Raw genomic sequence first — 24,873 nt, 5'->3', positions numbered from 1 at the left:
ACCCTGGACCGGTCGCCGCACTCTCCACCGCACTCACCCCGCAGGAGGCACCCTTTGACGCTCGTTCAGACGCAGCCGTACTGGGCGGAACCCGCCCCGGCCGTCGTCATTGATCCGGGTGCCGCCTCCGGGCTCCGGGTGCGTGAGGACATGACCGTCGAGGTGGCCCTGTCCATCATGACGGGCGCCCGTGTCGGGTATCTCCTCGTCTGCGACGAGGACGACCAGTGCACGGACTCGGTCACCGAGGCCCAGCTCGCCGTCGTCCGCGACGGCTCCGCGTACACGGACCGGGTCCGCGTACGCGATGTCCTCGGCCTCCGCCGCATCCCGGGCGCTCTCGCCCTCTCCCGCTGAGCGTCCCGCCGTCCGGGCCGCTCGGCCCCGGACCCGCTCGGCCCGTACTCCCGCTACCTGTGAGGCATCATGCGCTGTGTCATCGCCCGTTTCCCGTTCGACCTCTCCAAGAGTGGAGTGCTGGAATCGATGAAGGGGATCAAGCCCGAGCCGATCACGGGTGAGTCCGTGATCATCGGCCGCTGCCACTATCCCGTCAAGCAGGTGGGCGAGGTCATCACCCGCCAGGATCGCCGCGACTTCACGAGCGGGGAAGTCACCCGGGCGATGGCCCGCCTCGGCTTCACCTGCCGCACCCCGGAGGCGGCCGCGCCCCCGCGCGCGCTCAGCCCGCTCCAGAACGCCTCGGCCCTGCTCGGCAGCCCCGACCCGCTCGGCAGCCCCGCCCCGCTCGAACTCTGAGGACATCCGCCGACATCAGGGCACCATGAGGGCCCCGCCGACACAGGTCGGCGGGGCCCTCATCGCGTGTCAGTGGTCGGAGTAGCTGAAGTCGCCCACGGTCCAGGCGCTGACGTCCTTGATCGCGACGCGGTACATCCCGCCGGTCTCGGGAATCCCGACGCTGCCCTGAAGGATGCGGGCGAGATGGAAGTGCAGATGGGTCGGCTCCGCGGCACGGTCGCCCCGGGCCGCCGCCCGGCCGGGAGCGAAGACGTCGGAGAACGGGCCGAGGCGGTCCGAGTCCTTCAGGACCTCCGACACCCGCTCCCGCCACACCGCTTCGGGGGCCAGCCGGCCGGTGATCACGGCACCGCCGACGATCACGGTCAACGACATCTGAGTGCTGTGCCCGGACTCCACCATGGCGGAGATGTCAACGAGCAGCTCATCAGGGTTCGACATGGAAACCCATTCTATTCAGCGGTCCTGCCGGTCGCTGCGTGCCGCAGAATATCTACGCCTCGAACCACTCGAAATCTGTCTTTGCCAGAGTAGACATCGGCCGGTCGCGTGATTAGGGTTTCTTGTGCAGACATCGTCGGGCCGGCGGAGTTCGGAACCGGCTCGGCAAGGGCTGGACCCAGAGGGAGGACCGAGGAAGCAGACGCCATCAGGATCGCCCGGCCCGCGACGTGTCCGGGCCCGGGTGCCGCAAGAACCGGGAAGGGAAGGTGGTTCCAGGTCACGCGTACGCGATCCCCGCTCACCCGCCCGTCGCTCGGGCACGGCAGCGGAAACAGCAGGTCGGCTCCGCAGTAGGGCCGGCGGATGGTGTTCAATTTCCCTCGGGGCCCTGGTGCCGTACGGCATCGGGGCCCCTCGACGCGTGCCACAACGAGGTGAAATGACAGCGGACACTCCACTCACTGGTCGTCTCGACGACGACGACTACCCCGCGTACACGATGGGCAGGGCGGCCGAGATGCTCGGCACCACGCCGGGCTTCCTCCGAGCCATCGGTGAGGCCCGTCTGATCACCCCGCTCCGCTCGGAGGGCGGGCACCGGCGCTACTCCCGCTACCAGCTGCGGATCGCCGCCCGCGCGCGGGAACTCGTCGACAAGGGAACCCCGATCGACGCCGCTTGCCGCATCGTCATCCTCGAGGACCAGCTCGAAGAGGCCCAGCGCATCAACGCCGAGTACCGGCGGGCCGCGAAAGCGGCACCGGACGGATCCGGCGTCGGCTGACCGTGCCCACGGCCGGACCGGCCGTGCCGCCCGCGCGGCGTCGACACTCCCGGGCGACACCCCGATCGACATACGTCGGTCGAGTGCGTCCGCGACCCGGTCGGGGACCGCGTTGACACGGGGGGTCGCCCAGCGTTGACTGACAGCCGGTGTACAGCCCATGCCTCCGGTGACCGCGGCGGCCGTGATCACCGCAGTGACGACCCCCTTCCGGAACGCCCCGCCCGATCGTCACCACCGATCGACACCACCGGTCGTCGCCACCGGATCGCCCTACGCGCCCGGCCGGTACGACGTACAGGAAGTGGCCCACGATGATGTACGACCAGACACGCGCCCAACAGCCCCCGGACAAGCAGCCCGGCTCGGCCGGGAGCCGTACGCCGGGCCCGGAGCCGCTGCTCGGGTCGGACGAGCGGGCCGAACTCACCCAGCGGCTCCACCACGCCCTCAACACGTTCGCGCACAACCCGCGTGAGGCGCTGGAAGAGGCCGAGACGGCGTTCGACGATGCCGCGGCCCAGCTCATGAGCGCCCTCACGGAACGGCGGCGCGCCCTCCACGAGGGCTGGCACGGCCAGGACCCCGAGACCCAGGCCGACGAACTCCGCCACGCGCTGCGGCAGTACCGCGAGATCACCCAGCGGCTGCTGCGCATGTGAACCCGCTCCGCCACGTCACCCCAGGTCTTACGGAGCCGTGACGTGGTGGGCGCGGTGATGCCGCCGGACGGGGTGGCGGTTCTAGCGTTCGGGTCATGCGTGTACTGGTTACCGGCGGGGCCGGGTTCATCGGAGGTCATGTCGTCGCGGCGCTGCGCGCGCGGGGGCATGAGGCGGTCGTGTTCGACCTGCGGGACGGACGCGACGTACGGGACGCCGAGGCCGTCGCGGGGGCGCTGGACGGCGTGGACGCGGTGTGCCACCAGGCCGCGATGGTGGGCCTCGGCGTCGGCTTCGGCGACGCCGTCGCCTATGTCTCGCGCAACGACCTCGGTACGGCCGTGCTGCTCGCCGGGATGGCGGACGCGGGGGTACGGCGGCTCGTGCTCGCCGGGTCGATGGTCGTGTACGGGGAGGGGCGGTACGCGTGCGAGCGGCACGGGGTGGTGCGGCCGGGGCCGCGGACCGTCGCCGATCTGCACGCGGGGCACTTCGAGCCGCGCTGCCCGCGCTGCGGCGCGGAGTTGACGCCGGGTCTCGTGGGCGAGGACGCGCCCGCCGACCCGCGCAATGTGTACGCCACTACCAAACTGGCCCAGGAGCATCTCGCGGCGGCGTGGGCCCGGTGCACGGACGGCACCGCGGTGTCGCTGCGCTATCACAACGTCTACGGCCCCGGGATGCCCCGCGACACCCCGTACGCGGGCGTCGCCTCCTTCTTCCGGTCCGCGCTCGCCCGCGGTGAGGCCCCGCGCGTCTTCGAGGACGGCGGACAGCGGCGGGACTTCGTCCACGTGTCGGATGTCGCCGCCGCCAACATGGCCGCCCTGAAGGCGAGTTCGCGGGAGGGTGGCCTCACCGTCTACAACACCGGCAGCGGCGAGCCTCGTACGGTCGGCGAGATGGCACGGGCCCTGGCGGACGCGTACGGAGGACCGGAGCCGGTCGTGACCGGGGAGTACCGGCTGGGGGACGTACGCCACATCACCGCGGACTCGGCCCGGCTGCGGGACGAGCTGGGGTGGAAGGCGGAGATCGGATTCGCCGAGGGGATGCGGGAGTTCGCGGGAGCACCGCTGCGCGGGGAGCGGGAGGGGGCCCGGGGAACCGGGACAGAGGGCCGGGGCCCGGGGAGCCGGGACAGGGGGGCCGGGGTGTCTCTCACGCCCTCGCCATCGGGAGAGTGACCTCGAAGCGGCAGCCGCCGGGGACGTTGCGGACGGCGGCCCTGCCCTGATGGGCCTCGACGATGCCCCGGACGATGGCGAGGCCGAGCCCCGCTCCGGCGGGTGGCGTGCGGGCGTGGGTGCCGCGCCAGCCGGTGTCGAAGACGCGTGCAAGATCCTCCTCCGGAATGCCTCCGCAGCCGTCGGTGACGGACAGGACGACGCCGACGTCCGAGCGTTCGGCGGCGACCGCGACCGTCCCGTCGGCGGGCGTGCGGCGGATCGCGTTGACGAGGAGATTGCCGAGCACACGGCTCATCTCCTTGCCGTCCACCTCGACGGGCACCTGTTCCACGCGGTCGCCGATCAGCCGGACCCCGTGCTCTCGGGCCAGCGGATCCGCTCCCGCGAGGGCGTCGCCGACGAGGTCGTACACGGAGACACGGGACGGGGACAGGGCGAGGGCGCCCGCGTGGATGCGGGAGAGCTCGAAGAGGTCGCCGACCATGTCGTTGAGGCGTTCCACCTCCGTACGGATCTGGCGCAGGTAGCGGTCCGGGTCGGCCGCCACGCCGTCCTCCAGGGCCTCGGACATCGCGCGCAGCCCGGCGAGCGGGGTACGCAGATCGTGCGAGATCCAGGCGACGAGCTCGCGGCGCGAGCTCTCCAAGGCACGTTCGCGGTCGCGGGACTCGGCCAGCTTGCGGCTGGTGGCCGCCAACTCACGACTGAGCGCGGCGAGTTCGGCGGTCGCCGGGCCCTCGGGGGCCGCGAAGTCGCCGCCGTCGCCGAAGGATCGGGCGGCGAGGGTCAGCGCCCTGCTGCGGGCCACGACCGAGCGGCCCAGCAGGAACGCGGTGGCCAGGGAGACGACGGCCGCCATGGCGACGACCGTCGTGACCACACTCAGATCGTGCGGGGACAGGAACATCGCCCACGCCACCGCCAGCGTTCCCGCGAGCATCGCGCCGACGGCCACGGCGGCGACGACCGCGACGGAGGCGGTGAGCGAGCGGCGCCGGAGCAGCCGGAGCGCGCCCGCCCCGAGCACCCCGGCCGCGGCGGCGCCCAGGAAGGCGAACAGGGCCATGACCAGTATGTCGTTCACGGTCGGGCCTCTTCCTCGGGCGCGGGGTGGGTGGGGCCGGCGGCGGGGTGGGCCACCGCTTCCGTGTCGTCGAAGCGGTAGCCCACTCCCCACACCGTCTGGATCAGCCGGGGCCGGGCCGGGTCGTCCTCGACCTTGCCGCGCAGCCGGCGTACGTGGACGGTGACCGTCGACAGGTCGCCGAAGTCCCAGCCCCACACCTCACGCATCAGGTCCTCGCGGGCGTACGCCCGGCCGGGGTGCCGGAGAAAGAAGGCGAGGAGGTCGAACTCGCGCAGGGTGAGGGCGAGTTCGGCGCCGCCCTTCGTCGCACGGCGGGCCGACGGGTCGACGGTGAGACCGGCGGCGTGCAGCGGGCGCGCGGTGGCCGCCGGCCGGGTCCTGCGCAGGACGGACTCGACACGCAGGACCAGTTCCCGCGGGCTGAACGGCTTGGTGACGTAGTCGTCGGCCCCTACCTCCAGGCCGAGGATCCGGTCGTCCTCGTCCCCGCGCGCGGTGAGCATGATGACCGGCACGGGCCCGTCGGCGCGCAGCCGGCGGCACACCTCCAGGCCGTCCATGCCCGGCAGCATCAGGTCGAGGACCACCAGGTCAGGCCGGTGCGAGGCGGCACGGGCGAGTGCGGCGAGGCCGTCCGCGGCGCGGTCGACGAGATACCCGGCGCGGTCGAGGTATCCGGAGACGACCTCGGCCACGGTCGGGTCGTCGTCCACGACGAGGACCCGGGTGGTCTCCGCGTGAGGGAGGCCGGCGGCCTCCCCGTGAGGAATCCCGGCCGCCCCCGGGTGAGGGTTCGGGGCGGCCCCCGAGCGGAGGTTGGGCGCCGTCCGGGAGTAAGGGTTCGGGGCCGCCCCGGAGCGGAAATTGGGCGCCGTCCCGGAGTGAGGGTTCGGGGCCGCCCCCGAGCGGAGGTTGGGCGCCGTCCCGGAGTGAGGGTTCGGGGCCGCCCTCGGATGAGGGTTCGACGCCGGCGCCGCGTCAGGGTTCGACGCCGCCCCCGGGTGTGGACCCGCGGCGGACCCCGGCCCCCCGTTCACGCTCGGGGCAGGTCCGGCACCTGGGGATTCGTGCGGCTGCTGCATGCGTCCAGCGTCGCACCCGGTCCGGTCCGGCGGGCCTCGTCGACACCGACGTCCGAGTTTCGTAAGGACATGAAGTCCGTTATGCGCCTTTCGTGTTCGTAGAGTGAAGCCCGTGACCACCTTTCCCGTACCGGACCCGGACGTCGACCTGGTCCTCCCCTGTCTGAACGAGGCCGGGGCCCTGCCCTGGGTGCTCTCCCGGATCCCGCCCGGCTGGCGTGCGCTGGTCGTGGACAACGGCTCCACGGACGGCTCCGCCGAACTGGCCCGCGGCCTCGGCGCGACCGTCGTGCGCGAGGAGCGCCGCGGGTTCGGCGCCGCCTGCCACGCCGGGCTGACCGCCGCCACCGCGGACATCGTCTGCTTCTGCGACTGCGACGGCTCCCTCGACCCGGCGCTGCTCCTGCCGTTCGTCGACGAGGTGCGGGCCGGTGAGGCCGACCTCGTGCTCGGCCGGCGCCGACCGCGGGGGCACGGCGCCTGGCCCGCGCACGCCCGCGCGGGCAACATCGCGCTGGCCCGGATGCTCCGGCGCCGCACCGGCCTGCGCCTGCACGACCTCGGGCCGCTGCGCGCGGCCCGCCGCGAGGGACTGCTCGGCCTCGGGCTCACCGACCGTCGCAGCGGCTATCCGCTCCAGATGGTCGTCCGCGCCGCCGACGCGGGCTGGCGCGTCGCCGAGCACGACGTGCCCTATCTGCCGCGCACCGGTGTCTCCAAGGTCACCGGCACCTGGCGCGGGACCTGGCAGGCGGTACGGGACATGCGCCGCGTCCTGGCCGAGCCGCCCACGCCGCCCGGAGTACGGGCCCGGGCCGCAGCCCAGGCCCAGGCCCAGGACGGGACCGCAGCCCAGACACAGGCCCAGGACGGGGCCGCAGCCCAGGCCTCGGCCCAGGACGCGGCCGCAGCCCAGGCCCCGGCCCAGGACGGGACCTCAGCCCAGACACAGGGCCCGGACGGGACCACAGCCCAAAGCTCGGCCCAGGACGGGACCTCAGCCCAAGGCCAGGCCCAGGACGGGGGCGCAGCGCAGCCCCAAGCCCAGGACGGGAGCGCAGCCCAACCCCAAGCCCAGGTCCCGGCAGCAGCCCAGACCCCGGCCCCGCCACCGCCATCCGCACCCGCACCCGCACCCGCATCGGCCCTCGCACCGTCCCGAGGAGGAACCGTCCAGTGAGCGCCACCCTGCTCGTCATCGCCAAGGAACCGCGGCCCGGGCGGGTGAAGACCCGGCTCACGCCACCGTTCTCCCCCCGGGAGGCGGCGGCGCTCGCCGAGGCCGCCCTCGTGGACACCCTGCTCACGGTGGCGGCGACGCCCGCGCGGCGCCGGGTCCTCGTGCTCGACGGGGCGCCCGGCCCCTGGCTTCCGGCCGGCTTCGACGTCGTACGACAGTGCGCCGGCACTCTGGACGAGCGGCTGGCCGCGGCGTTCGCGGGCTGTGACGGGCCCGCGCTGCTCATCGGCATGGACACACCGCAGGTGACGCCCGCCCTCCTCACGGTGGACTTCTCGGACTGCGACGCGTACTTCGGGCCGGCCGAGGACGGCGGCTTCTGGGCGCTGGGCCTCGCCGAACCCGACCCTGAGCTGCTGCGGGGCGTCCCTATGTCCACGCACACGACGGGTGCCGTGCAGCGGGAACGCCTCGTCGGGGCCGGGCTGCGGGTACGGGATCTGCCCCGTCTGCGGGATGTCGACACGGCCGCGGACGCGACGGCGGTCGCGGCGACCGCGCCCGAGGGGTTCTTCGCGGCGGAGCTGGGACGGCTCGGGGCGACGGCGGGACCGGGTGCCGTCCGAGCTCCCCGGCCGTCCGAGGGCGAGGCGACCGGGCCCGTCCCGGGTCGGGCCCCCGGACGGATCGCCGGACCCGCCTCGAGACCGACGGCCGGACGGACCGCCGGATCGACCGCCGGACTCAATGCCGTGCGGGCCGCCGGACCCGGCACCGGTCCGGGCGTCGGCCCGGTCGCCGGGCGGCGGGGTGGCGGGCGATGAGCGGCGCACGCGGGCCGACCCCGCTGGGGGTGACCGATGCGCGGAGTCCTGTGCACGCCACGGGGGCCGGGGCAGCGAGCGGGACAAGGACCGGGACGGAGACGGGGCCCCGGAGCGAGATGGAGACAGGGATCAGGACCGGAACGGAGGCGGGGGTCAGGACCGGAACCGAACCGGTGGCCGGGGACGGGACCCGTACCGGAGCCGAAGGCAGGAGCGGGACGAGAGCGAAGACCAGGACGGCGACCGTCCGTACGACGACCGTCCGTGAGACAGCGACCGTCCGTGCGACGACGGCGGCGACGGCGGCGGCGACCGGGAGCGGTGCGCGGTCATGGGCCGCCGATCCGTACGCCGACGCGTTGGGCGCCGGGCGGGGGCCGCTGTTTCTGCGGCGGACGGACGGCTGGCTGCTCCCCCTGGAGGTGGAGCGCTGGTGCGCACGTGCCGACGCGGTGGACCTGCAGGTGCTCGCGTACTGCGAGGGCGCCGTGCTCGACGTGGGGTGCGGACCGGGACGGCTGGTGGCGGAACTCGCCGCGCGAGGACGGCCCGCACTCGGCATCGACGTCAGCGAGGCCGCCGTCGCCCGCACCGTGCGGCTCGGCGGGCAGGCGCTGCACCGGTCGGTCTTCGAACCGCTTCCCGCCGAGGGCCGCTGGGGCACCGCCCTCCTCGTCGACGGCAACATCGGCATCGGCGGCGACCCGGCCGCCCTTCTCCGTCGCACGGCCCAACTCCTCGCCCCGGGCGGTCTGCTGATCGCCGAGACCGTGGCGGGCGCGGACGTCGACGAGTGTGTCGACGTCCGCATCGTCCGCGCCGCGCACACCGGCGACGACAGCGCGGCCGAGGCCGACGGCGAGGGCGACGCCCAGGGCCCGCCGGCCGACCGGGCCGCCTTCCCGTGGGCCCGGCTCGGCACCCCGGCCCTGCTCCGGCACGCGGCGCGCGCCGGATGGCGCCCCGACGCTCAATGGGCGGCGGGCGGACGTTCCTTCGTGGCCCTGCGCAACGGCCCGGGGCGGGACGCGCGCAGGGACCGCAGCAGGAGCACCAGCGCGGACCCGGCGAACAGCACCGCCGTGATCAGCAGCCAGCGCGCCAGGAAGCTGTCGCCGGGCAGGGCGGTGGCCGACCGGTAGTGGTCGGCCACCTGTCCGCTGATCAGCGGGAACCACACGAGCAGCAGCAGGCCGGAGAGGGCCGCCGGAACACGGACGTAGACCGTCCGGTCCCGGTGGCCCACCGCGTCCAGCGCCTCCGCGACGCCCCGGTCCGCACCGGCGTACAGAGGCACCAGCACGAGATCGTGCAGCACCGCCGCGCCGACGAACCAGAGCGCCACCCCCAACCAGTCGTCCGCGAGCAGCCGCACCCCCGCGTAGGCGGCGACTGCGAACGTGCAGGCCAGCAGGAGGAGTTGGAAGGGGCTGCCGATCAGGTCCCGGCCGAGGGGCCGCCGCGTCCCGGTCCGGCGCAGCCGTCCATGTCGTCGCATCACAGGTCTCCGAACGTCATCCGGGCCACCCACTTGGTGTTCAGCACGCCGGGCGCGGCGGGGACGATGATCCGCGCCGGGTAGCCGTGATCGGGGGTCAGGGCCTCGCCGTTGACGAACAGGGCGAGCAGGGAACGCGGATCACGCACCTGGTTGTCACGCAGGGCGGCCACCCGGAACGCCCCGCGCCGCTGCAACGACTCGACGAGCACGCCGGGGGCCGCGTCCTCCTCGTATCCGACGAGCCCCGCCAGGTCCCGCAGCCGCACGCCCCGCCACCACTGGTCGGACGTCGACCAGCCCTCGACACAGGCGATGGGCAACGCGGCGCTGTAGAGGGGCAGTCGACGCAGTTCGGCGCGGCTCAGCCGGACCCTCCGTCCCTTCCCCGCGACGACCAGGCGCCAGGCCTCGTCGCTCGTCTCCGTGGCGGTGATGCCGCGTGAGGCGGCCGTCTTGTTGATCTGGAAGCCGGCGGGTCCGGAGCCCGGCTCGGCCCCGCCGTGCGAGGTCAGCAGCGCCGTCTCCCGCAGCGGCCCGTCGAAACTCCGGCCCGCCGAGGTGGCGGCCAGGAGCAGGGATCCGCCTCCGACGAACCCGAGGGCCCCGCGCCGCGAGACGGTGGGCGGCAGCGGGTCCGGGGACACCAACTCGTCCTCCGGTCGCGCCGGTTCCTCCTCGCCGGGCAGCGGGCTCGCATCACCCGGCCGCGCGCTCGGACTGCGCAGGTGGCGCAGATTGCGCAGGGCTGTCGGCACCCGCAGTACCGCGTGCGTCACGAACGCCGCGATGAACACCCAGGCTCCGTAGAAGTGCAGCGTGTAGAAGGAGCCGGGGAAGATGTAGTCGAGCTGGATGTTGAGCACGCCGGTGGTGAACTCGAAGAGGGCGCCTCCCACCAGCAGCAGCAGCGAGAGCCGTTCGAGGGCGTGCGCGAGCGAGCGGGCCGGCGGCAGCGCGAACAGCTTCGGTACGACCGACCACAGCTTCGCCAGCAGGACGGGGATCAGCGCGATGCCGAGCGTGACGTGGACACCCTGGGTGAGGCGGTACAGCCAGGGCGGATCGGTGGGCCAGGAGAAGAGGTAGAACCCGAGAAGCCCCTTGTCGGGGGTCTTGTCGTTCACCGGCGAGAGGTTCGGGTTGTAGGCGGCGTACGACAGGAGCCCGGTCAGGAACAGCACCGTGATCCCGACGAGCAGCACGACGCCGAGCACGGAGGTGAACCAGGGGCCGCGCAGCGGGCTGCGCCAGAACGCGGGTGAGGAGGGAGACCGTGGCATGCCCCGACCGTAGGCCGGGGGCACCCCCCGAACGGGTTCTCAAACCATGACGAAACTCTGACGTCCACCTCAGTGGCGGCTCCTGACCGAGCCCCCCGGCCTAGCGTGCGGGTGTGAACCGCGATCTCCCCCGCGATCTGTCTCGCGAGCACCCCGGGGACTCTCCCCGGACTCCGTCCCAGGCTCCTTCCCCGACCCGCTCCCGGCCCCCTTCCCAGGCTCCTTCAGGGGCCTCTTCCCGGGCCCTGGCGCAGATCCTGTCCCGAGCCCGCTCCCAGGCCCGTTCCCCGGACCTCTCCCGCGCACTGCTCAGCGACCGGCACCGGGACATCCGCCGCGACCTGTCGGCGGCCCTGGCCGCCGCGCTGCTCGTCCTGACGGCGGCGGTCGTCGGCTATGTCATCGAGCACAGCGACGGCACGCTGTTCGTCAGCGCCGCGCCGCTGTACGGGCACTGGGGGCCGCATGTCGGGCCCGGCACCGCGGCCGCGGTCACCGTGGCCGTCGCCGTCGTGGCGTACGGGCCGCTCCTCGCCGCCCGGCTGCCCTGGCGACGGCTGCTGCCCGCCGTGTGGGGCACGGCGACGGCGTGGACGTTCTCCCTCGCGCTGATCGACGGCTGGGAGCGGGGCGTGACCCGGCGTCTCACCACGCGCTACGAGTATCTCCAGGTCATCTCTCCGGTCGATCGCTTCCATGACATCCCGGCCGCCCTGCGGGACTTCACCCACCACATCCTGTTGCACTCCCCGGACCACTGGCCCCCGCACATCGCCGGACATCCGCCCGCGGCCACCCTCACCTTCGTCCTCCTCGACCGGATCGGGCTGGGCGGCGGGGCCTGGGCGGGCGTCTGGTGCGTCACCGTCGGGGCGACGGCGGCGGTGGCGGTGCTCGTCACCGTGCGTGTCCTGGCCGGGGAGGCCCTGGCCCGACGCGCCGCGCCCTTCCTCGTCCTCGCCCCGGCGGCCGTGTGGATGGGCACCTCCGCGGACGGCTACTTCGCGGCGGTCGCCGCCTGGGCCCTCGCCCTGCTCGCCCTCGCGGTCACGGGACACCGGCCGCGGACGACCGGCCTCGCCTCCGGCCTCCTCCTCGGCCTCACCGCGTATCTCTCCTACGGGCTGACCCTGATCGCCGTGATCACCTGCGCGGTGCTGCTGCTCGGCTCCCGTCCCCGGCTCCGTCCGCTCCCGTACACGCTGGCCGGACTCACCGTCGTACCCCTGGTGTTCAGCCTTCTCGGCTTCAACTGGTGGGAGGCGTACCGCCTGTTGGTCACCCGCTACTACGAAGGGGCGGGCGGCATCAGGCCGTACGGCTACTGGGTGTGGGCGAATCTGGCCTGCACGGTGCTGATCGTGGGACCGGCGACGGTGGCGGGGCTGCGGAGGGCCGGGGCGGCGGTCCTGCGGATGACGGCGGCGCCGGTACGGGTCCCGGCGGCTCCCGCACCGGTGGGCCGGGTTCCCGCCCCCCGTCTCGCCGTCCTCGTCGTCGGGGCCCTGCTCGCCCTCCTCGTCGCCGATCTCTCCGGCATGAGCAAGGCGGAGACCGAGCGTATCTGGCTGCCGTTCGCGATGTGGATGCTCCCGGCGGCGGCGTTCCTTCCCCGGCCGCGGGTCTGGCTCGTCGCCCAGGCGGCGACGGCCCTGCTCCTCAACCACCTTCTGCTGACGGGCTGGTGAGCGTCGGGAGCGGGCCCGGGCGCCCCGGGCCCGGCCGCGGCCGATCGTCGGCTCACGTCGACGAAGGCAAGGATCGAGGTCGCCGTGCCCGTCGTGGACGGCGCGGGGCAGCGGCCTCGCCGATGTCGTCGTCACCGTCGACACGCCGGCCGGAGAGGCCCTCAACCGTCGTGCGCGGAGGCCTTCTTGATCGCCTCGCGGATACGGGAGTAGGTGCCGCAGCGGCACACGTTCTCGATGCGGTCGATGTCCGAGTCCGTGGGGTTCGCCGTCTTCTTGAGCAGGGCCGCGGCGGCCATGATCTGGCCGGGCTGGCAGAAGCCGCACTGGGAGACGTCGCAGTCGAGCCAGGCCTGCTGGACGGGGTGCAGACGGTCGCCGTCGGCGAGGCCCTCGATGGTGGTGACCTCGCGGTTCACGCAGTCCGCGACCGGGACGACACAGGGCTGGATCTCCGCGCCGTCAAGATGGCTGGTGCAGGCCCGGCAGACACCGACACCGCAGCCGTACTTGGGCCCGGTCACCTCCAGCAGGTCGCGCAGCACCCACAGCAGGGGCATGTCAGCCGGTGCCTCTACGGTGACCTGTTTCCCGTTGAGGACGAAGGAGTAGGACGGCATCAGCACTCTCTCCGGAGCGGCATCGGTACCTGCACCTCTAACGGGTCTCGGAAGGGGGTCGGAAGGGGGTCGGAAGGGGTCTCAGAAGTTGATCGGGAATCGGCGCGGGCGGGTCCCCGTCGCACGGGCGTAGGCGTTGGCCACCGCACCGGCCGCCGCCGGGACACCGAGTTCGCCGGCCCCTCCGGGGTCTCCTGCGGAGGGCATGATGTGTGCCTCGAAGTGCAGCGGGGCGTGCCGCTGACGGGCCCAGTGGAAGTCGGCGAAGCTGCCCTCGCGGACGGCGCCCGCGTCGAGGTGCAGGCCGGCCGTCAGCACGGTGGAGATGCCGTCGACCGCGGTGCCCATGAGCTGGGCCTCGAGTCCGCGCGGGTTGACGGCCGTTCCGACGTCGGCGGCCATCACGACCTTGGTGACCCTCGGGTTCTTCGGGTCGACGGCGTCGATCTCGACCAGACAGGCCACGCAGGAGCCGTACTCCTCGTGCACGGCCATGCCCTGCGCGTGCCCGTCCGGCATGGTCCGGCCCCAATGTCCGGCGTCCGCCGCCCGGTCCAGCACGGCCCTGACCGCCTTGCCGCGCAGTGTCGTCCGCCGGAACGCCACCGGGTCCCGGCCGAGGCTGCGGGCGATGTCGTCGACGACGATCTCCTCCGCGGTGCGCATGGTCCCGGAGTCCACGGAACGCCAGGCACCCAGCGGCATGGCGAGACCCACCGATCCCGAATCGCCGGAGACACGGCCGAAGTTGTAGAGCCCGCTGTCGCTGGGCAGTGGGCCGCCGGCCCGCGCCGCCGTGGTGGTGACACCGCCTCGCGAGGTGCCGCCCGGCTTCTCGTACGACTCGCTCACCGAGGCCGTCATGTGCGTGAACGCCACCACCCGGCCACCCGCGTGGCTGGCCCGGATGCGGTGGTGGCTGGCCGGGCGCATCCGGCCGTGCCGCATGTCGTCGCCCCGGCTCCACATCAGCTTCACCGGACGGCGGGCCGCCTTGGAGACGAGGGCCGCCTCGATCGCGGCGTCGTAGGTGAGCCGCCGCCCGAACGAGCCTCCGCCGCGCAGGACATGGACCCGGACCTTCGAGGCGGGCAGCCCGGTCACCGAGGCGATGGTGTCGCGCGCGTCCATCGGGGTCTGGGAGGAGAACCAGATCTCGGCACTGTGCGCCCGTACGTCCGCGACCGCGGTCAGCACCTCCATCGGGGCGTGCCCGACGAACGCGAACTCGAACTCGCCGCCCACCTGCAGGGTGCCGAGCGGAGGAGTGCCGAGCGGCGGGACGGCCGCCCGCAGCCTGGCCCGTACGGCCGCGTCGGACAGTGCGGCGAGCGGGCCGGGCGACCAGGTGATCCGCAGGGCGTCCCGGGCCTTGAAGGCGTGGTGGAAGGTGTCCGCCACGACGGCGACGCCTCCCTCGATCCTGACGACGGCGTGGACGCCGGGCAGCGCGCGGGCCGCCCGGTCGTCGAGCGAGCGGACCTTCCCGCCGAGCGTCGGCGGCCGGGCCACCACGGTCGGCTTCGCCCCGGCCACCGTCAGGTCGCCGGTGTACTTCGCCCTGCCGGTGACGATGTCCCGCGCGTCGATCCGGGAGGTCGGCCGCCCGATCACCCGGTGCCGGGAGGCCGGCTTGGGGTCGGTGGACACGGCGGGCCGGTGGATCCGGGCGGCGGCCGCGGTGAGCGATCCGAACGTGGCCGTACGGCCGTCGGGCGCGACGACCATGGTGTCCCGCGTGCGCAGCGCCTTCGGGGGGATGTGCCAGCGGCGGGAGGCGGCGGTCACCAGCTTGGCGCGCGCGGTGGCGGCCAGCGCGCGGGCGGGCCCGTACAGCGAACCGACCGAGTTCGAGCCGCCGGTGAACTGGTTGCCGCGTCTCCGGGCCTCGGCGAGCGGGATCTCGACATCGGCGAGCCGGGCGTCCAGCTCCTCGGCGATCATCATGGCGACCGCGGTGGTGATGCCCTGGCCGACCTCGACCCGCGGCAGCCGGACGACGACCTTGTTGGCCGCGGTGACCTCCAGGACCAGCATCTCCTCGTCGGTGCCGGTCACCAGGACGTCGGAGGGTCCCGCGGCGGGCTCGGCGCCCTCCGCCGGGGAGGCGTCGCAGCCGAGCGGCGCGGCGACGGTCAAGGTGGACGCCGCCAGTGTGTGGACGATGAATCTGCGGCGGGACAGCTGACGGGCCAACGAAGGCTCCTCTCCGAGCCACCCGGGGGCGTACGACTGGTAGGAGGGGCGGACCGGCCGTGAGGTTCCCTCCGGACCCACCGAACGTATGCGGCGTCTCCGCCGTCCCCGTAGCGACGGGATGGCGGAAGGGGAGGGCCGGATGAACAGGCGCGGGATCAGGGGAACCGCCGGAGTCGTGGCGGCGAGTGCCGCGGCGCTCGTGGCGGTCCAGGGCTCGAGCGCCACCGCGGGAGACGGGGGATCCCCGGCGGCGGACCGTACGACCGTGTGCGTCGGCACCCGGCCGGTGGGCAGCCTCCCCGGGCCGGAGCCCTCTCTGTACCGGGTGCAGGCCTACATCGAGAGGAGGGGCGAATCGCGCTACCGGAGCGTCTTCACCGGTCTGTCGGTCGACGAGGGCGGGAAGACGGCGGACGTGTACCGCATCCCGTCCGGGGCGTTCGACGCGGACATCTGCGCCCATGCGGAGAAGGGGGTGAGGGTGCGGATCCACGACACCGATGTAACCGCGCGCCGCCTGGAAGCCCTGACCGAGCGGATCGGCGACGAAATGGGCCGCTGGGACGGCCGGTTCGAGCTGCGCGAGGTGGGCCCTGACCCCAGGGGCTGGGTGTCCTTCGGCGTCGACGATCCGGCGACGGCCGACCTCATCCTCAAGAAGGCGCTCGGGAAGTTCTGGGCGAAGCACATCAGGGTGGAGTACGCGGAGTCGGCGTCGCTCGTCTGACACCGGAAACGGTCCGGAGCCGGGCCCTTCACCCTGTTCGGAACGGCTGCCGCCGCTCCCGGGGTCCGGCTTGCAGCCGTGCGGGCCGCCTGCCTATCGTCGCGCGTATGCAGTCCTACACCATCGGCCAGGCCGCCCGGCTCCTCGGGGTGAGTCCCGACACCGCCCGGCGCTGGGCGGACGCCGGGCGGGTGACCACGCACCGGGACGAGGGCGGACGGCGGCTCATCGACGGGCGCGATCTCGCCGCGTTCTCGGTGGAGCTGGCCGGAGCCGGTGGCGAGGAGGGGGTCGCCTCCTACACGTCCGTCCGGAACGCCTTCCCCGGCATCGTCACCGCCGTCAAGCTCGGCGATGTCGCGGCCCAGGTGGAGATCCAGGCGGGGCCGCACCGGCTGGTCTCTCTGCTGACCCGGGAGGCCGTCGAGGAACTGGGCCTGGAGGTCGGCATGGAGGCCACGGCCAGGGTCAAGTCGACCAACGTGCACATCGACCGCGTCTGAGGAACGGCCGGTCCAGGAGACCGTCGTCGAGTACGCGTGGGCTCCCGTCCCGGCCCGCGCGCCCCTGTAGACGATCAGGTACTCGTCACGGATCGGGATGCCGTCCAGCCGGCACACCAGGATCTCCCGGGTGCCCGCCGCGTAGCGGGCCCACCGGTCAGCCCCTCGCCGGACGGACACTCACCGGGCCGGCGCGGACGGCCGGCCGGGGCCTTCGGCGGACCAGGACGGGTAACGGCCGTCCACCCGGATGGCGTTGATGCCGCTGATGTGCCGGGCCCCGCACCGGTCCTGCGGGAGGACCAGCTGCGGGCCGGCCCGATCCAGCGGAGTGCCGTCGATGCCGACCGCGAGCAGCACCGGGGCGTCCGCGAAGTCGGGATCGATCTCGGCCCAGGTGAGCAGGGCGTGATGGCCGTCCGCGCCCGCCACCGCGATGAGGAAGCGCAGCCGGTCCTTGCGGCGGGCCGGATCGAAGCGGGGTCCGGCGTCCCGCAGCACGTCGTGCAGCAGCGGGCCCTGGAAACCGTGGTGCTGTACGCCGCTGGTGGCGCACTCGAAACTGACCCGGACCCGGTGCTGGGGCCAGGCGAACAGGTCGGGCACGGTCAGCCGGGCCGGCCGGCCGAGGTCGCCGGTCAGGGCGAGCTCCGCGAGCGGGGGAGCCGGCGGCGTCGGCTGTGTCAGGGACTGGCTCACTGGGCAGCACCTCCCGGAAGACCGTACCCAGCAGACGGTCCCGTACAAACGCACATGCGTACATCCCAAGCCCGTATGCACAGCTCATGCGATGCAACAGGAGACTTACAGCTCGCATATGCGGAAGTATGATCGGCGCACAGCAGAACGTGAGCTCAGGACTGAAGAGCACGACGGAGGCTTCAGCGGGCTTCAGAGTTACCGAGGGAGTAGATCCGTGATGACCCGATCCGCGCGCCGGACCCGCCGCACCACCCGGACCCTGCAGGTGGCCGGCGTCGGTGCCGCCGCGCTGCTGGCCCTGAGCGCCTGCTCCTCCTCCGACGACGCGTCCGACTCCTCGGGCACGCCGAAGTCGTCGTCCTCGGCGAAGCTCTCCGGCACGGTGACCGTCTTCGCCGCCGCCTCCCTCAAGGAGAGCTTCACGACGCTCGGCGAGGACTTCGAGAAGGCCCACCCGGGCACCAAGGTCACCTTCAACTTCGGCGGCAGCGACACCCTCGCCGCGAGCATCACGGGCGGCGCCCCGGCGGACGTGTTCGCCGCGGCCAGCCCCAAGACGATGGCGATCGTGACCGACGAGAACGACGCGGCGACCGACCCCGCCACGTTCGTGCGCAACCAGCTGGAGATCGCCACCCTGCCCGGCAACCCGGACAAGATCGCCTCCCTCAAGGACCTCACCAAGTCCGGCCTCAAGGTCGTCCTGTGCGACAAGACGGTGCCGTGCGGCGCCGCCGCGCAGAAGGCGCTGGACGCGAGCAAGCTGAACCTCACCCCCGTCTCCTACGAGCAGGACGTCAAGAGCGCCCTGACCAAGGTGGAGCTGAAGGAGGCCGACGCGGCGGTCGTCTACAAGACCGACGTGAAGGCCGCGGGTGACAAGGTGGAGGGCGTGGAGTTCCCCGAGTCGGCCGACGCCATCAACGACTACCCGATCGCCCTGCTCAAGGACGCGCCCAACGCGGCCGCGGCCAAGGCGTTCATCGAGCTGGTGCAGTCCCCGGAGGGCCAGAAGGTGCTGACGGCGGCCGGGTTCCTCCAGCCCGTTTCCTGACATCCGGCTCCTGCCACCCGGCTTCTGACATCCGGCTCCTGCCATCCGCCGACCCGGCAGCCGGTTCCCGGCGCCCACGGCCCGGCACGCGCCTCGTGCCGGGCGGCCGGCCCTTGAAGCCGACGCCCCCATCCCGTCTCCTGAAGCCATGAGTGATCCCGTGACCTCGCTCGACAAGTCCGACGCCCCGGCCGACACCCTGACGGGTGGGCCGCGGCGCGGACGCGGCCGGACGCGGGGCCGGACAGGCGGCCGGATGCGGGGCGGGGCGCCGCTTCCCCTCCTGCTGCCGGCCCTCGTCGGGCTCACCTTCCTGCTCCTCCCGCTTCTCGCGCTGCTCGTCCGGGCGCCCTGGCGCAGCCTGCCGGAACAGCTGGCCAAGCCCGAGGTCTGGCAGGCCCTCCAGCTGTCCCTGTTCTCGGCCACGGCGGCCACCGCGGTGAGCCTGGTGCTCGGTGTGCCGCTCGCCTGGCTGCTGGCGCGTACGGACTTCCCCGGGCGCGGGCTCGTCCGGGCGCTGGTCACGCTGCCGCTCGTCCTGCCTCCGGTGGTGGGCGGCGTGGCGCTGCTGCTGGCCCTCGGCCGCAACGGTGTCGTCGGGCGGCTGCTCGACTCGTGGTTCGGGATCACGCTGCCCTTCACCACGGCCGGGGTGGTCGTGGCCGAGGCCTTCGTGGCGATGCCCTTCCTGGTGATCAGCGTGGAAGGCACCCTGCGGGCCGCCGACCCGCGCTACGAGGAGGCCGCCATGACACTCGGCGCCTCCCGCTTCACGGCGTTCCGCCGGGTCACGCTGCCCCTCATCGCGCCGGGCATCGCCGCCGGTTCCGTACTGGCCTGGGCCCGCGCGCTCGGCGAGTTCGGCGCGACGATCACCTTCGCGGGCAACTTCCCGGGCCGTACCCAGACCATGCCGCTGGCCGTCTACCTGGCCCTCCAGAGCGACCCCGCCGCCGCGATCGCCCTGAGTCTCGTGCTGCTCGCGGTGTCGATCGCGGTTCTCGCCGGGCTGCGGGACCGCTGGATGACGGCGGCGTCATGACGGACAGCCATACGATCATGACGGACGTCCGGACGAGGGTGAGGTGACCGCGTGATGACGGACGCGACCCCGGCGGCCACAACAGCACCGTCCGACAAGGGCCTCGACGCCCGTCTCGTCGTCCGGCGCGGCTCGTTCCACCTCGACATCGAGCTCGCCGCCGCCCCCGGTGACGTCGTCGCGCTGCTCGGACCGAACGGCGCGGGCAAGACCACCGCGCTGCGGGCGCTGGCCGGGCTCACCCCGCTGTCCGAGGGCGGTCGGCTGCGGCTGGACGGCGCCTCCCTGGACGGCACGCCGCCCGAGTCCCGCCCCGTCGGCGTGGTCTTCCAGGACTACCTGCTCTTCCCGCATCTCTCCGCGCTCGACAACGTCGCCTTCGGGCCGCGCTGTCAGGGCGTACCCAAGGCCGAGGCGCGGGCGCAGGCCGCCGCGTGGCTGGAGCGCATGGGTCTCGCCGAACACGCCGGGGCCAAGCCGCGCCGGCTGTCCGGCGGTCAGGCGCAACGGGTCGCCGTCGCCCGCGCCCTCGCCACCCACCCCCGGCTGCTGCTGCTCGACGAACCGCTCGCCGCACTGGACGCCCGCACCCGGCTGGACGTGCGCGCCCAGCTCCGGCACCACCTGGCCGACTTCGAGGCCGTCGCCGTCCTCGTGACGCACGACCCGCTGGACGCCATGGTGCTGGCCGACCGGCTCGTGGTCGTCGAACACGGCAGGGTCGTCCAGGAGGGCAGCCCCTCGGACATCGCCCGCCGCCCGCGCACCGACTACATCGCCCAACTGGTCGGCCTCAACCTCTACCGGGGCGAGGCCGAGGGCCACACCGTACGGCTGGAGGCGGGCCCGGCGATCACCACGACCGAGCATCTCGACGGACCCGTCTTCGTGGCGTTCCCGCCGAGCGCCGTCACGCTCCACCGCGACCGCCCCACCGGCTCCAGCGCACGCAACCTGTGGCAGTGCCGCGTGGACGGTCTGGAGACCCACGGCGACCAGATCCGCGCGGACCTCGGCGGCGAACTCCCGCTCGCCGCCGACCTGACGACGGTCGCCGCGGCGGAACTCGACCTGCGTCCGGGCGCCGCCGTCTGGGCGACGGTGAAGGCGACCCAGACACACGCCTATCCGGCCTAGACCGCGTCCACGGCCGCGGGACCCCCGAACCGCAGGACCCCCGGACCCCGGGACTTCCGGACCGCAGGACCCCCGGACCCCCGGACCCGGGGACTTCCGGACCCCGGGACTTCCGGAACTACTCCCCCGACGGGTCGGGCGGGACGGCCGCCGCGCGGACCATCACGCAGTCGAACTCCACCACCCGCCCGGTCGCCGGCTCCCGCGTCACCGGGTACATGCCGGATATCTCGAACCCGTTCTCCTCGTACACCGCGACGGCCTCGCTCATCCGGGGGCTGCCCTCGTACAGCCGCAGTGTCGCGACCTCCGACTGCATCCCGACGAACTCCGCGACCCGGTCCCCGGCGCCCGCGAACACCTCCAGGTCGTAGCCCTGGGTGTCCATCTTCAGATAGGGGCGCGGGTCGGTGATCCCGGCGAGCGCCTTGTCCATCATCCCGTCGAGACGGCGGACCTCGATGTCCTCGGTACGGGTCCTGGCGAAGCGCTTGTAGCGTCCCTTGCCGTAATCGCTGGGCGGGAGAAGGGAGTTCATGCTGTTCCAGCCGACATGGATGGCCCGGGTGGCGTCCTCCCGGCCGAGACCGACCTGGTACACGTGCCAGTCGGGGTCGCCCTCGGCCGCGTGCCGGAGCTTGGCGAATGCGTCCGTGGTGGGCTCGAAGGACACGATCCGGCCGGTGTAGCCGAAGCGGCGCAACTGGCGCCCGTACTGGCCGGAGTTGGCGCCCACGTCGAAGACGCAGTTCACCTCGTACCGGTCGAGCAGGGCGGCGATGTGCTGGCCGCAGAGATAGGCCGCGGCCGCCAGCTGGAACTTGCGTTCGTCGGCCGCCGTCTCCTTCTCATCGAGCAGCAGCCGGGCGCCGGTGTCACCGAGCGGCACATGCCGGAAAGCCGCGGTCCGTCCGCGCAGCACCAGATCCGCGCCCTGGCCCAGGGCGACGCGTCTGCGCTCCCCGCGCCGGTAGACCACCGCGGCACCCGATCCGAGATCCAGCACCTGCACCCCGAGGCGGGGAAGCAGACCGAGAAGCTTTCTGTGAAGGGTCACCATGACCGACACCCTTCCAGACTCACCCGGGCGTCCACCGGGTGTTGGTTGAACCCCTTTAGGCCCGCGTGGTAGAGGCAGAGGGTGACTTCTCCTGACACCGGGATTCCGGAACTGGCCGCCGCCCTGAACATGCAACCCCACCCGGAGGGCGGCTGGTTCGTCGAGACCTGGACCGCGCCGCAGGCCTTCCTCCCCGACGGCTACCCCGGCCCCCGCGCCGCCGCCTCCGCCATCTACTTCCTCCTCGCCCCCGGCGACACCTCCGCCTGGCACACCGTCCGCTCCGACGAACTCTGGCTGTGGCACCGCGGCGGCCCCCTCGACGTGCTGCTCGGCGGCGACGGAAACTCCCCTCACTCCACCCCGCAGGTCGTCCGTCTCGGTCCCCGCGTCGAGGCCGGGGAACGCCCCCAGGCCCTCGTCCCCGGCGGCGTCTGGCAGGCCGCCCGACCGGCCGGCGACCAGGAGGTTCTGGTCAGTTGCGTGGTGGCGCCGGGCTTCGACTACGACGACTTCCATCTGCTGGACTCGGGGCGCTGAAGCGGCCCGCGCACGCACGTGTGGCGGCTTTGTGACGTAGGTCGTTGGTTGCGGATCGCCCGGGAGGGGCATCACCCGAGGGCAGGACCGGCCGCGCACGTTACGCGCGGGGTCCCTGTCGACGGGGACGGAGCCGTCGGCCGGGTGCTGGTTGTCCTGGAGGGGGAAGAGAGGTGTCAGTCATGCGTGCGCACCAGCGCACCGTCCGGCCGACCGCCCGCGTGGAGTACACACTGCCGCGTACGGCCGTCTCGGCGGGCAGGGCCCGCAAGCTGACCACGGCGTTTCTGACCCGACCACGACCACGGCTCGCGTCGCCGACCGCCGACCAGGTGGACGACGCCACGCTGATCGCCTCCGAGCTCGTCGCCAACGCCGTGCGGCACGGGCGCAGCGGCTGCAGACTGCGCCTGCAGCTGGGGCACGGGCAGGTGACGGTCGAGGTCCGCGACGACAGTCCCGGACGGCCGCAGGTCGGCGTCCTGGACACGGAATCGGAGAGCGGCCGGGGCCTGGCGATGGTCCAGCAGCTCGCCCACAGCCTGGAGGTCGTCAGCACGAGCCTCGGCGGCAAGACCGTGCGCGCGGTCCTCGCGGTGTAGCGGGCTTACGCCATCGCCATCGGCGGGCACCGCTCGATTCGGCGCGGTCGAACCGAAGAGCTGAGTTTGGCGCCACGGAAAGTGGGCACGGGGCGCCGAAAAGTTCATCGCATATTCAATGACCGCCAAAAAGCAGATGGCCGGCGCCCGCACCTTGCGGTGCGGACGCCGGCCACCCGGTGTCCCGGACTAGGCGGGGACGATGTTCTCCGCCTGCGGGCCCTTCTGGCCCTGCGTGACGTCGAAGGTCACCTTCTGGCCTTCCTGGAGCTCACGGAAGCCAGAGGTGGCGATGTTGGAGTAGTGGGCGAAGACGTCGGCGCCGCCGCCGTCCTGCTCAATGAAGCCGAAGCCCTTTTCCGCGTTGAACCACTTCACGGTGCCAGTAGCCATGTCAAATCTCCTTCGGGGCAAAGCTCGAAGGCCCACACTGTGTGGACCTGCGTCGCCGCAATGATTGCCCCAACCGGATATGCACCGGAAAAACTTTGGGAACCACAACTGCAACTGAAATCGACACTAGCACGATGCGAGCCTCGAAGGGGGCGCACTATCTCACCCCGGCGTGGGGAATAACAAAACCTCGTGGACCCGCGCACCAAATTCTGTAACGGCCGAAGCAGATATCCCCGGACCCGGCGGAGAATCGGTCCAGGAGGGCGCCGGACTCCCGCTCAGGCGTCCTGCGGCGTCGACCCGCGCAGCTCCTCGTTGATCCGCAGGGCCTCGTCCAGGCAGTCCTCCAGCGTGACGATGCGGCAGGCGGCCTCGACGGGGGTGCCCTGGTCGACGAGGTCCCGGGCGCGGGCCGCGACACGCAGCTGGTTCGCGGAGTAGCGCCGGTGGCCGCCGTCGGAGCGCAGCGGCGTGATCAGCCCCGCCTCCCCGACGGCCCGCAGGAACGCGGGGGTGGCGCCGATCAGCTCGGCGGCCCGGCCCATCGTGTAGGCGGGGTAGTCGTCGTCGTCGAACCGGTCGGTGGGGCTCATGGTGCTTCCCTGGGGCGCGTGCATCACCTTCCACTTTGGCAGATCCCGGTCCGGTCCCGGCCGGGAGCACCCCGGTCCCGGTCCGGTCCAGGTCCGGTCCCGGCCGGGAGTACCCCGCATCGGCCGGTGACGTCCGCGCACCGCACTCACCCGGACGGCCCCGTGCGCTGGTGGGAGGCCGTGGCCGGTGATGGCGTGGGAGGACACAGCCCGACCTCGGGACCGTCCTCGGGAGGCCTTCGCATGAGCGTGAAACGTCCGTCCTGTCTCCTCGCATCCGCCCTGACCACGGGGATGCTGCTCTCGACGGCCGCCTGCTCGGGCGACGGCGGTGACGGCACCGGCTCCGGCTCCGGCCGTACGGACGTCTCCGCGTCCCCTGTCTCCGCCTCCCCCGTCGCCGAGGAGCCGCGCGCCGCGTCTCCCTCCCCCTCCGCCGTCCGCACGCTCACCAAGGACGAGGCCCGCACCGCGCTGATCACCAACTCCGACCTGGGGTCGCAGTGGAGCGAGTCGAAGGGCGTGGCGACCTGGCACGACGCGCTGCTCAAGAGCACGGTCGACCCGGCGGACTTCATCACCGACAAGGCGAACGCCACCCAGTGCCAGAAGCTGCTGGACGGTCTGTACACCGAGGATCTGCTGGGCGAGCCGAAGGGCGCCAGTGCCGTCACCGGCTTCGACGACAGCGACAACGACGCCCAGATGCGCTACGAGGTCGGCGCGTACGGGAAGGCGGCTCTGGACGACAAGCTGAAGTGGCTGAAGACGCTGCCGGACACGTGCGACGAGTTCACGGCCGTCAACGGCAAGGGCGACCGGCAGACGGTCCAGGTCATCTCGACGGATCTGCCCGATGTGGGGGACGCCCGGCAGGGACTCAGGGTGACGATGAACGGCGACCTGGAGGGGGACCCCGAGACCCTGACGCTCGACTTCGCCGCCGTGCGGGTCGGCGACAGCGCCCTCTCCCTCACCAACGGCGGCCTCGACGGCACCGAGCACGACTCCACCAAGCAGGCGGCCGAAGCGGGCGCCAAGCGCCTGCAGGACGTACTGGCGGGGAAGTCGCCCGCGCCGACTCAGGGCTGAGGACCGGGTCGGACACGGACCGGCGCCGCCGCTCCCGCCGCCTGGAACTACGGCGCCAGTCTGAAGAACAACCAGAAGAACGCCTACTTCTTCGGGTACATCGAGGGCTACGACAAGGT

At 72.9% G+C, this 24,873-nt stretch carries 25 protein-coding genes and 3 pseudogenes; 17 read left to right on the top strand and 11 right to left on the bottom strand.

From position 1 onward, the window contains the following. Positions 1–54: 54 nt before the first annotated feature. Both ACWD68_RS12115 and ACWD68_RS12110 read left to right on the top strand, forming a co-directional pair. Positions 55–357: a CBS domain-containing protein gene (locus ACWD68_RS12115; protein WP_451806326.1), complete on the top strand. Its 303-nt coding sequence runs from the start codon at positions 55–57 to the stop codon at positions 355–357. A gap of 69 nt (positions 358–426) precedes the next feature. Beyond that, the gene (locus tag ACWD68_RS12110) at positions 427–759 is read left to right on the top strand and encodes an SCO5918 family protein (RefSeq protein ID WP_451806325.1); all 333 of its coding nucleotides are present in this window, start codon (positions 427–429) and stop codon (positions 757–759) included. 69 nt (positions 760–828) lie between these two features. Here the strand turns inward: ACWD68_RS12110 and ACWD68_RS12105 are convergent, their stop codons facing one another. Further along, on the bottom strand, positions 829–1,203 hold the full coding sequence (locus tag ACWD68_RS12105) for a hypothetical protein (RefSeq protein ID WP_451806324.1): 375 nt from the start codon (positions 1,201–1,203) through the stop codon (positions 829–831). Positions 1,204–1,645: 442 nt separating this feature from the next. On the opposite strand from ACWD68_RS12105, the gene ACWD68_RS12100 reads away from it, so the two are divergent. The 3 genes from ACWD68_RS12100 (at position 1,646) to ACWD68_RS12090 (ending at position 3,839) form a co-directional block, all read left to right on the top strand. Further along, entirely contained in the window at positions 1,646–1,990 is a 345-nt protein-coding gene (locus ACWD68_RS12100) for a helix-turn-helix domain-containing protein (protein ID WP_451806323.1), read from the top strand. Between the two features lie 317 nt (positions 1,991–2,307). Beyond that, positions 2,308–2,652, top strand: coding sequence for a hypothetical protein (locus tag ACWD68_RS12095; protein WP_451806446.1), 345 nt, complete (start codon positions 2,308–2,310; stop codon positions 2,650–2,652). A 95-nt stretch (positions 2,653–2,747) separates the two neighbouring features. After that, positions 2,748–3,839: an NAD-dependent epimerase/dehydratase family protein gene (locus tag ACWD68_RS12090; RefSeq protein ID WP_451806322.1), complete on the top strand. Its 1,092-nt coding sequence runs from the start codon at positions 2,748–2,750 to the stop codon at positions 3,837–3,839. Here the strand turns inward: ACWD68_RS12090 and ACWD68_RS12085 are convergent. Together ACWD68_RS12085 and ACWD68_RS12080 are read right to left on the bottom strand one after the other, a co-directional pair. Further along, a complete protein-coding gene (locus tag ACWD68_RS12085) occupies positions 3,814–4,908 on the bottom strand; it encodes a sensor histidine kinase (protein WP_451806445.1) in 1,095 nt (364 codons plus the stop codon). The genes ACWD68_RS12090 and ACWD68_RS12085 overlap by 26 nt on opposite strands. Positions 4,909–4,922: 14 nt before the next feature. Beyond that, positions 4,923–5,699: a response regulator transcription factor gene (locus ACWD68_RS12080; protein ID WP_451806444.1), complete on the bottom strand. Its 777-nt coding sequence runs from the start codon at positions 5,697–5,699 to the stop codon at positions 4,923–4,925. Positions 5,700–6,114: 415 nt separating this feature from the next. Between ACWD68_RS12080 and ACWD68_RS12075 the strand changes: the two are divergent. The 3 genes and pseudogenes from ACWD68_RS12075 to ACWD68_RS12065 form a co-directional block, all read left to right on the top strand. Further along, positions 6,115–6,813, top strand: a pseudogene (locus ACWD68_RS12075) (glycosyltransferase family 2 protein); the annotation flags it as partial. A gap of 374 nt (positions 6,814–7,187) precedes the next feature. Then, positions 7,188–7,799 (top strand): annotated as a pseudogene (locus ACWD68_RS12070) (TIGR04282 family arsenosugar biosynthesis glycosyltransferase); the annotation flags it as partial. A gap of 335 nt (positions 7,800–8,134) precedes the next feature. Then, positions 8,135–9,160, top strand: coding sequence for a class I SAM-dependent methyltransferase (locus ACWD68_RS12065; RefSeq protein ID WP_451806321.1), 1,026 nt, complete (start codon positions 8,135–8,137; stop codon positions 9,158–9,160). Between the two features lie 355 nt (positions 9,161–9,515). Here ACWD68_RS12065 and ACWD68_RS12060 read toward each other — a convergent pair whose 3' ends face one another. Continuing rightward, a complete protein-coding gene (locus tag ACWD68_RS12060) occupies positions 9,516–10,799 on the bottom strand; it encodes a molybdopterin-dependent oxidoreductase (protein ID WP_451806320.1) in 1,284 nt (427 codons plus the stop codon). 305 nt (positions 10,800–11,104) lie between these two features. Here ACWD68_RS12060 and ACWD68_RS12055 point away from each other — a divergent pair, with 305 nt between their 5' ends. Continuing rightward, positions 11,105–12,487, top strand: coding sequence for a hypothetical protein (locus tag ACWD68_RS12055; RefSeq protein WP_451806443.1), 1,383 nt, complete (start codon positions 11,105–11,107; stop codon positions 12,485–12,487). A gap of 161 nt (positions 12,488–12,648) precedes the next feature. Here ACWD68_RS12055 and ACWD68_RS12050 read toward each other — a convergent pair whose 3' ends face one another. After that, complete coding sequence (locus ACWD68_RS12050; protein WP_451806319.1) at positions 12,649–13,107, bottom strand: (2Fe-2S)-binding protein; 459 nt, start codon at positions 13,105–13,107, stop codon at positions 12,649–12,651. Positions 13,108–13,188: 81 nt separating this feature from the next. Beyond that, complete coding sequence (locus tag ACWD68_RS12045) at positions 13,189–15,273, bottom strand: molybdopterin cofactor-binding domain-containing protein (RefSeq protein ID WP_451806442.1); 2,085 nt, start codon at positions 15,271–15,273, stop codon at positions 13,189–13,191. 172 nt (positions 15,274–15,445) lie between these two features. Here ACWD68_RS12045 and ACWD68_RS12040 point away from each other — a divergent pair, with 172 nt between their 5' ends. Then, positions 15,446–16,033 carry a hypothetical protein gene (locus tag ACWD68_RS12040; RefSeq protein ID WP_451806318.1) on the top strand — a complete coding sequence of 196 codons (588 nt, stop codon included), beginning with the start codon at positions 15,446–15,448 and terminating at the stop codon, positions 16,031–16,033. Between the two features lie 107 nt (positions 16,034–16,140). Then, complete coding sequence (locus ACWD68_RS12035; protein WP_451806317.1) at positions 16,141–16,536, top strand: TOBE domain-containing protein; 396 nt, start codon at positions 16,141–16,143, stop codon at positions 16,534–16,536. A 27-nt stretch (positions 16,537–16,563) separates the two neighbouring features. Here ACWD68_RS12035 and ACWD68_RS12030 read toward each other — a convergent pair. Both ACWD68_RS12030 and ACWD68_RS12025 read right to left on the bottom strand, forming a co-directional pair. Continuing rightward, positions 16,564–16,686 (bottom strand): annotated as a pseudogene (locus ACWD68_RS12030) (NAD-dependent formate dehydrogenase); the annotation flags it as partial. Between the two features lie 30 nt (positions 16,687–16,716). Then, the gene (locus ACWD68_RS12025; RefSeq protein WP_451806316.1) at positions 16,717–17,235 is read right to left on the bottom strand and encodes a molybdopterin-dependent oxidoreductase; all 519 of its coding nucleotides are present in this window, start codon (positions 17,233–17,235) and stop codon (positions 16,717–16,719) included. A gap of 220 nt (positions 17,236–17,455) precedes the next feature. Here ACWD68_RS12025 and modA point away from each other — a divergent pair, with 220 nt between their 5' ends. The 3 genes from modA to ACWD68_RS12010 all read left to right on the top strand — a co-directional run bounded on the left by modA (position 17,456) and on the right by ACWD68_RS12010 (position 20,471). Then, positions 17,456–18,292, top strand: a complete 837-nt coding sequence (gene modA / locus ACWD68_RS12020; protein WP_451806315.1) for a molybdate ABC transporter substrate-binding protein — start codon at positions 17,456–17,458, stop codon at positions 18,290–18,292. Between the two features lie 148 nt (positions 18,293–18,440). Then, entirely contained in the window at positions 18,441–19,334 is an 894-nt protein-coding gene (modB, locus tag ACWD68_RS12015) for a molybdate ABC transporter permease subunit (RefSeq protein ID WP_451806314.1), read from the top strand. A 54-nt stretch (positions 19,335–19,388) separates the two neighbouring features. Continuing rightward, positions 19,389–20,471 (top strand): ABC transporter ATP-binding protein, encoded by a 1,083-nt coding sequence (locus ACWD68_RS12010; protein ID WP_451806313.1) that lies wholly within the window; start codon positions 19,389–19,391, stop codon positions 20,469–20,471. Positions 20,472–20,589: 118 nt separating this feature from the next. Here the strand turns inward: ACWD68_RS12010 and ACWD68_RS12005 are convergent, their stop codons facing one another. Then, a complete protein-coding gene (locus ACWD68_RS12005) occupies positions 20,590–21,531 on the bottom strand; it encodes an FkbM family methyltransferase (protein ID WP_451806312.1) in 942 nt (313 codons plus the stop codon). 81 nt (positions 21,532–21,612) lie between these two features. Between ACWD68_RS12005 and ACWD68_RS12000 the strand changes: the two genes are divergently transcribed. Together ACWD68_RS12000 and ACWD68_RS11995 are read left to right on the top strand one after the other, a co-directional pair. Further along, entirely contained in the window at positions 21,613–22,071 is a 459-nt protein-coding gene (locus ACWD68_RS12000; RefSeq protein ID WP_451806311.1) for a cupin domain-containing protein, read from the top strand. A gap of 182 nt (positions 22,072–22,253) precedes the next feature. Beyond that, positions 22,254–22,673: an ATP-binding protein gene (locus ACWD68_RS11995; protein ID WP_451806310.1), complete on the top strand. Its 420-nt coding sequence runs from the start codon at positions 22,254–22,256 to the stop codon at positions 22,671–22,673. Positions 22,674–22,862: 189 nt separating this feature from the next. Here the strand turns inward: ACWD68_RS11995 and ACWD68_RS11990 are convergent, their stop codons facing one another. Both ACWD68_RS11990 and ACWD68_RS11985 read right to left on the bottom strand, forming a co-directional pair. Next, complete coding sequence (locus tag ACWD68_RS11990; protein WP_020871138.1) at positions 22,863–23,066, bottom strand: cold-shock protein; 204 nt, start codon at positions 23,064–23,066, stop codon at positions 22,863–22,865. 281 nt (positions 23,067–23,347) lie between these two features. Beyond that, positions 23,348–23,662: a MerR family transcriptional regulator gene (locus ACWD68_RS11985; protein WP_451806309.1), complete on the bottom strand. Its 315-nt coding sequence runs from the start codon at positions 23,660–23,662 to the stop codon at positions 23,348–23,350. 243 nt (positions 23,663–23,905) lie between these two features. On the opposite strand from ACWD68_RS11985, the gene ACWD68_RS11980 reads away from it, so the two are divergent. Further along, the gene (locus ACWD68_RS11980; RefSeq protein WP_451806308.1) at positions 23,906–24,754 is read left to right on the top strand and encodes a hypothetical protein; all 849 of its coding nucleotides are present in this window, start codon (positions 23,906–23,908) and stop codon (positions 24,752–24,754) included. The last annotated feature ends 119 nt before the right edge of the window (positions 24,755–24,873 follow it).

It is taken from the genome of Streptomyces sp. NPDC005141 (genome assembly GCF_053599975.1).
This window is presented reverse-complemented; position numbering and strand designations above follow the sequence as displayed.

What these genes read in the sequence shown, in the direction of transcription:
- ACWD68_RS12095 (WP_451806446.1), top strand. Translation starts at nt 2,308, where the DNA reads ATGTACGACCAGACACGCGCCCAACAGCCCCCGGACAAGCAGCCCGGC.
- modB (WP_451806314.1), top strand. Translation starts at nt 18,441, where the DNA reads ATGAGTGATCCCGTGACCTCGCTCGACAAGTCCGACGCCCCGGCCGAC.
- modA (WP_451806315.1), top strand. Translation starts at nt 17,456, where the DNA reads ATGACCCGATCCGCGCGCCGGACCCGCCGCACCACCCGGACCCTGCAG.
- ACWD68_RS11995 (WP_451806310.1), top strand. Translation starts at nt 22,254, where the DNA reads ATGCGTGCGCACCAGCGCACCGTCCGGCCGACCGCCCGCGTGGAGTAC.
- ACWD68_RS11985 (WP_451806309.1), bottom strand. Translation starts at nt 23,662, where the DNA reads ATGAGCCCCACCGACCGGTTCGACGACGACGACTACCCCGCCTACACG.
- ACWD68_RS12060 (WP_451806320.1), bottom strand. Translation starts at nt 10,799, where the DNA reads ATGCCACGGTCTCCCTCCTCACCCGCGTTCTGGCGCAGCCCGCTGCGC.
- ACWD68_RS12085 (WP_451806445.1), bottom strand. Translation starts at nt 4,908, where the DNA reads ATGGCCCTGTTCGCCTTCCTGGGCGCCGCCGCGGCCGGGGTGCTCGGG.
- ACWD68_RS12110 (WP_451806325.1), top strand. Translation starts at nt 427, where the DNA reads ATGCGCTGTGTCATCGCCCGTTTCCCGTTCGACCTCTCCAAGAGTGGA.
- ACWD68_RS12040 (WP_451806318.1), top strand. Translation starts at nt 15,446, where the DNA reads ATGAACAGGCGCGGGATCAGGGGAACCGCCGGAGTCGTGGCGGCGAGT.
- ACWD68_RS12065 (WP_451806321.1), top strand. Translation starts at nt 8,135, where the DNA reads ATGGAGACAGGGATCAGGACCGGAACGGAGGCGGGGGTCAGGACCGGA.
- ACWD68_RS11990 (WP_020871138.1), bottom strand. Translation starts at nt 23,066, where the DNA reads ATGGCTACTGGCACCGTGAAGTGGTTCAACGCGGAAAAGGGCTTCGGC.
- ACWD68_RS12010 (WP_451806313.1), top strand. Translation starts at nt 19,389, where the DNA reads ATGACGGACGCGACCCCGGCGGCCACAACAGCACCGTCCGACAAGGGC.
- ACWD68_RS12105 (WP_451806324.1), bottom strand. Translation starts at nt 1,203, where the DNA reads ATGTCGAACCCTGATGAGCTGCTCGTTGACATCTCCGCCATGGTGGAG.
- ACWD68_RS11980 (WP_451806308.1), top strand. Translation starts at nt 23,906, where the DNA reads ATGAGCGTGAAACGTCCGTCCTGTCTCCTCGCATCCGCCCTGACCACG.
- ACWD68_RS12035 (WP_451806317.1), top strand. Translation starts at nt 16,141, where the DNA reads ATGCAGTCCTACACCATCGGCCAGGCCGCCCGGCTCCTCGGGGTGAGT.
- ACWD68_RS12100 (WP_451806323.1), top strand. Translation starts at nt 1,646, where the DNA reads ATGACAGCGGACACTCCACTCACTGGTCGTCTCGACGACGACGACTAC.
- ACWD68_RS12090 (WP_451806322.1), top strand. Translation starts at nt 2,748, where the DNA reads ATGCGTGTACTGGTTACCGGCGGGGCCGGGTTCATCGGAGGTCATGTC.
- ACWD68_RS12005 (WP_451806312.1), bottom strand. Translation starts at nt 21,531, where the DNA reads ATGGTGACCCTTCACAGAAAGCTTCTCGGTCTGCTTCCCCGCCTCGGG.
- ACWD68_RS12050 (WP_451806319.1), bottom strand. Translation starts at nt 13,107, where the DNA reads ATGCCGTCCTACTCCTTCGTCCTCAACGGGAAACAGGTCACCGTAGAG.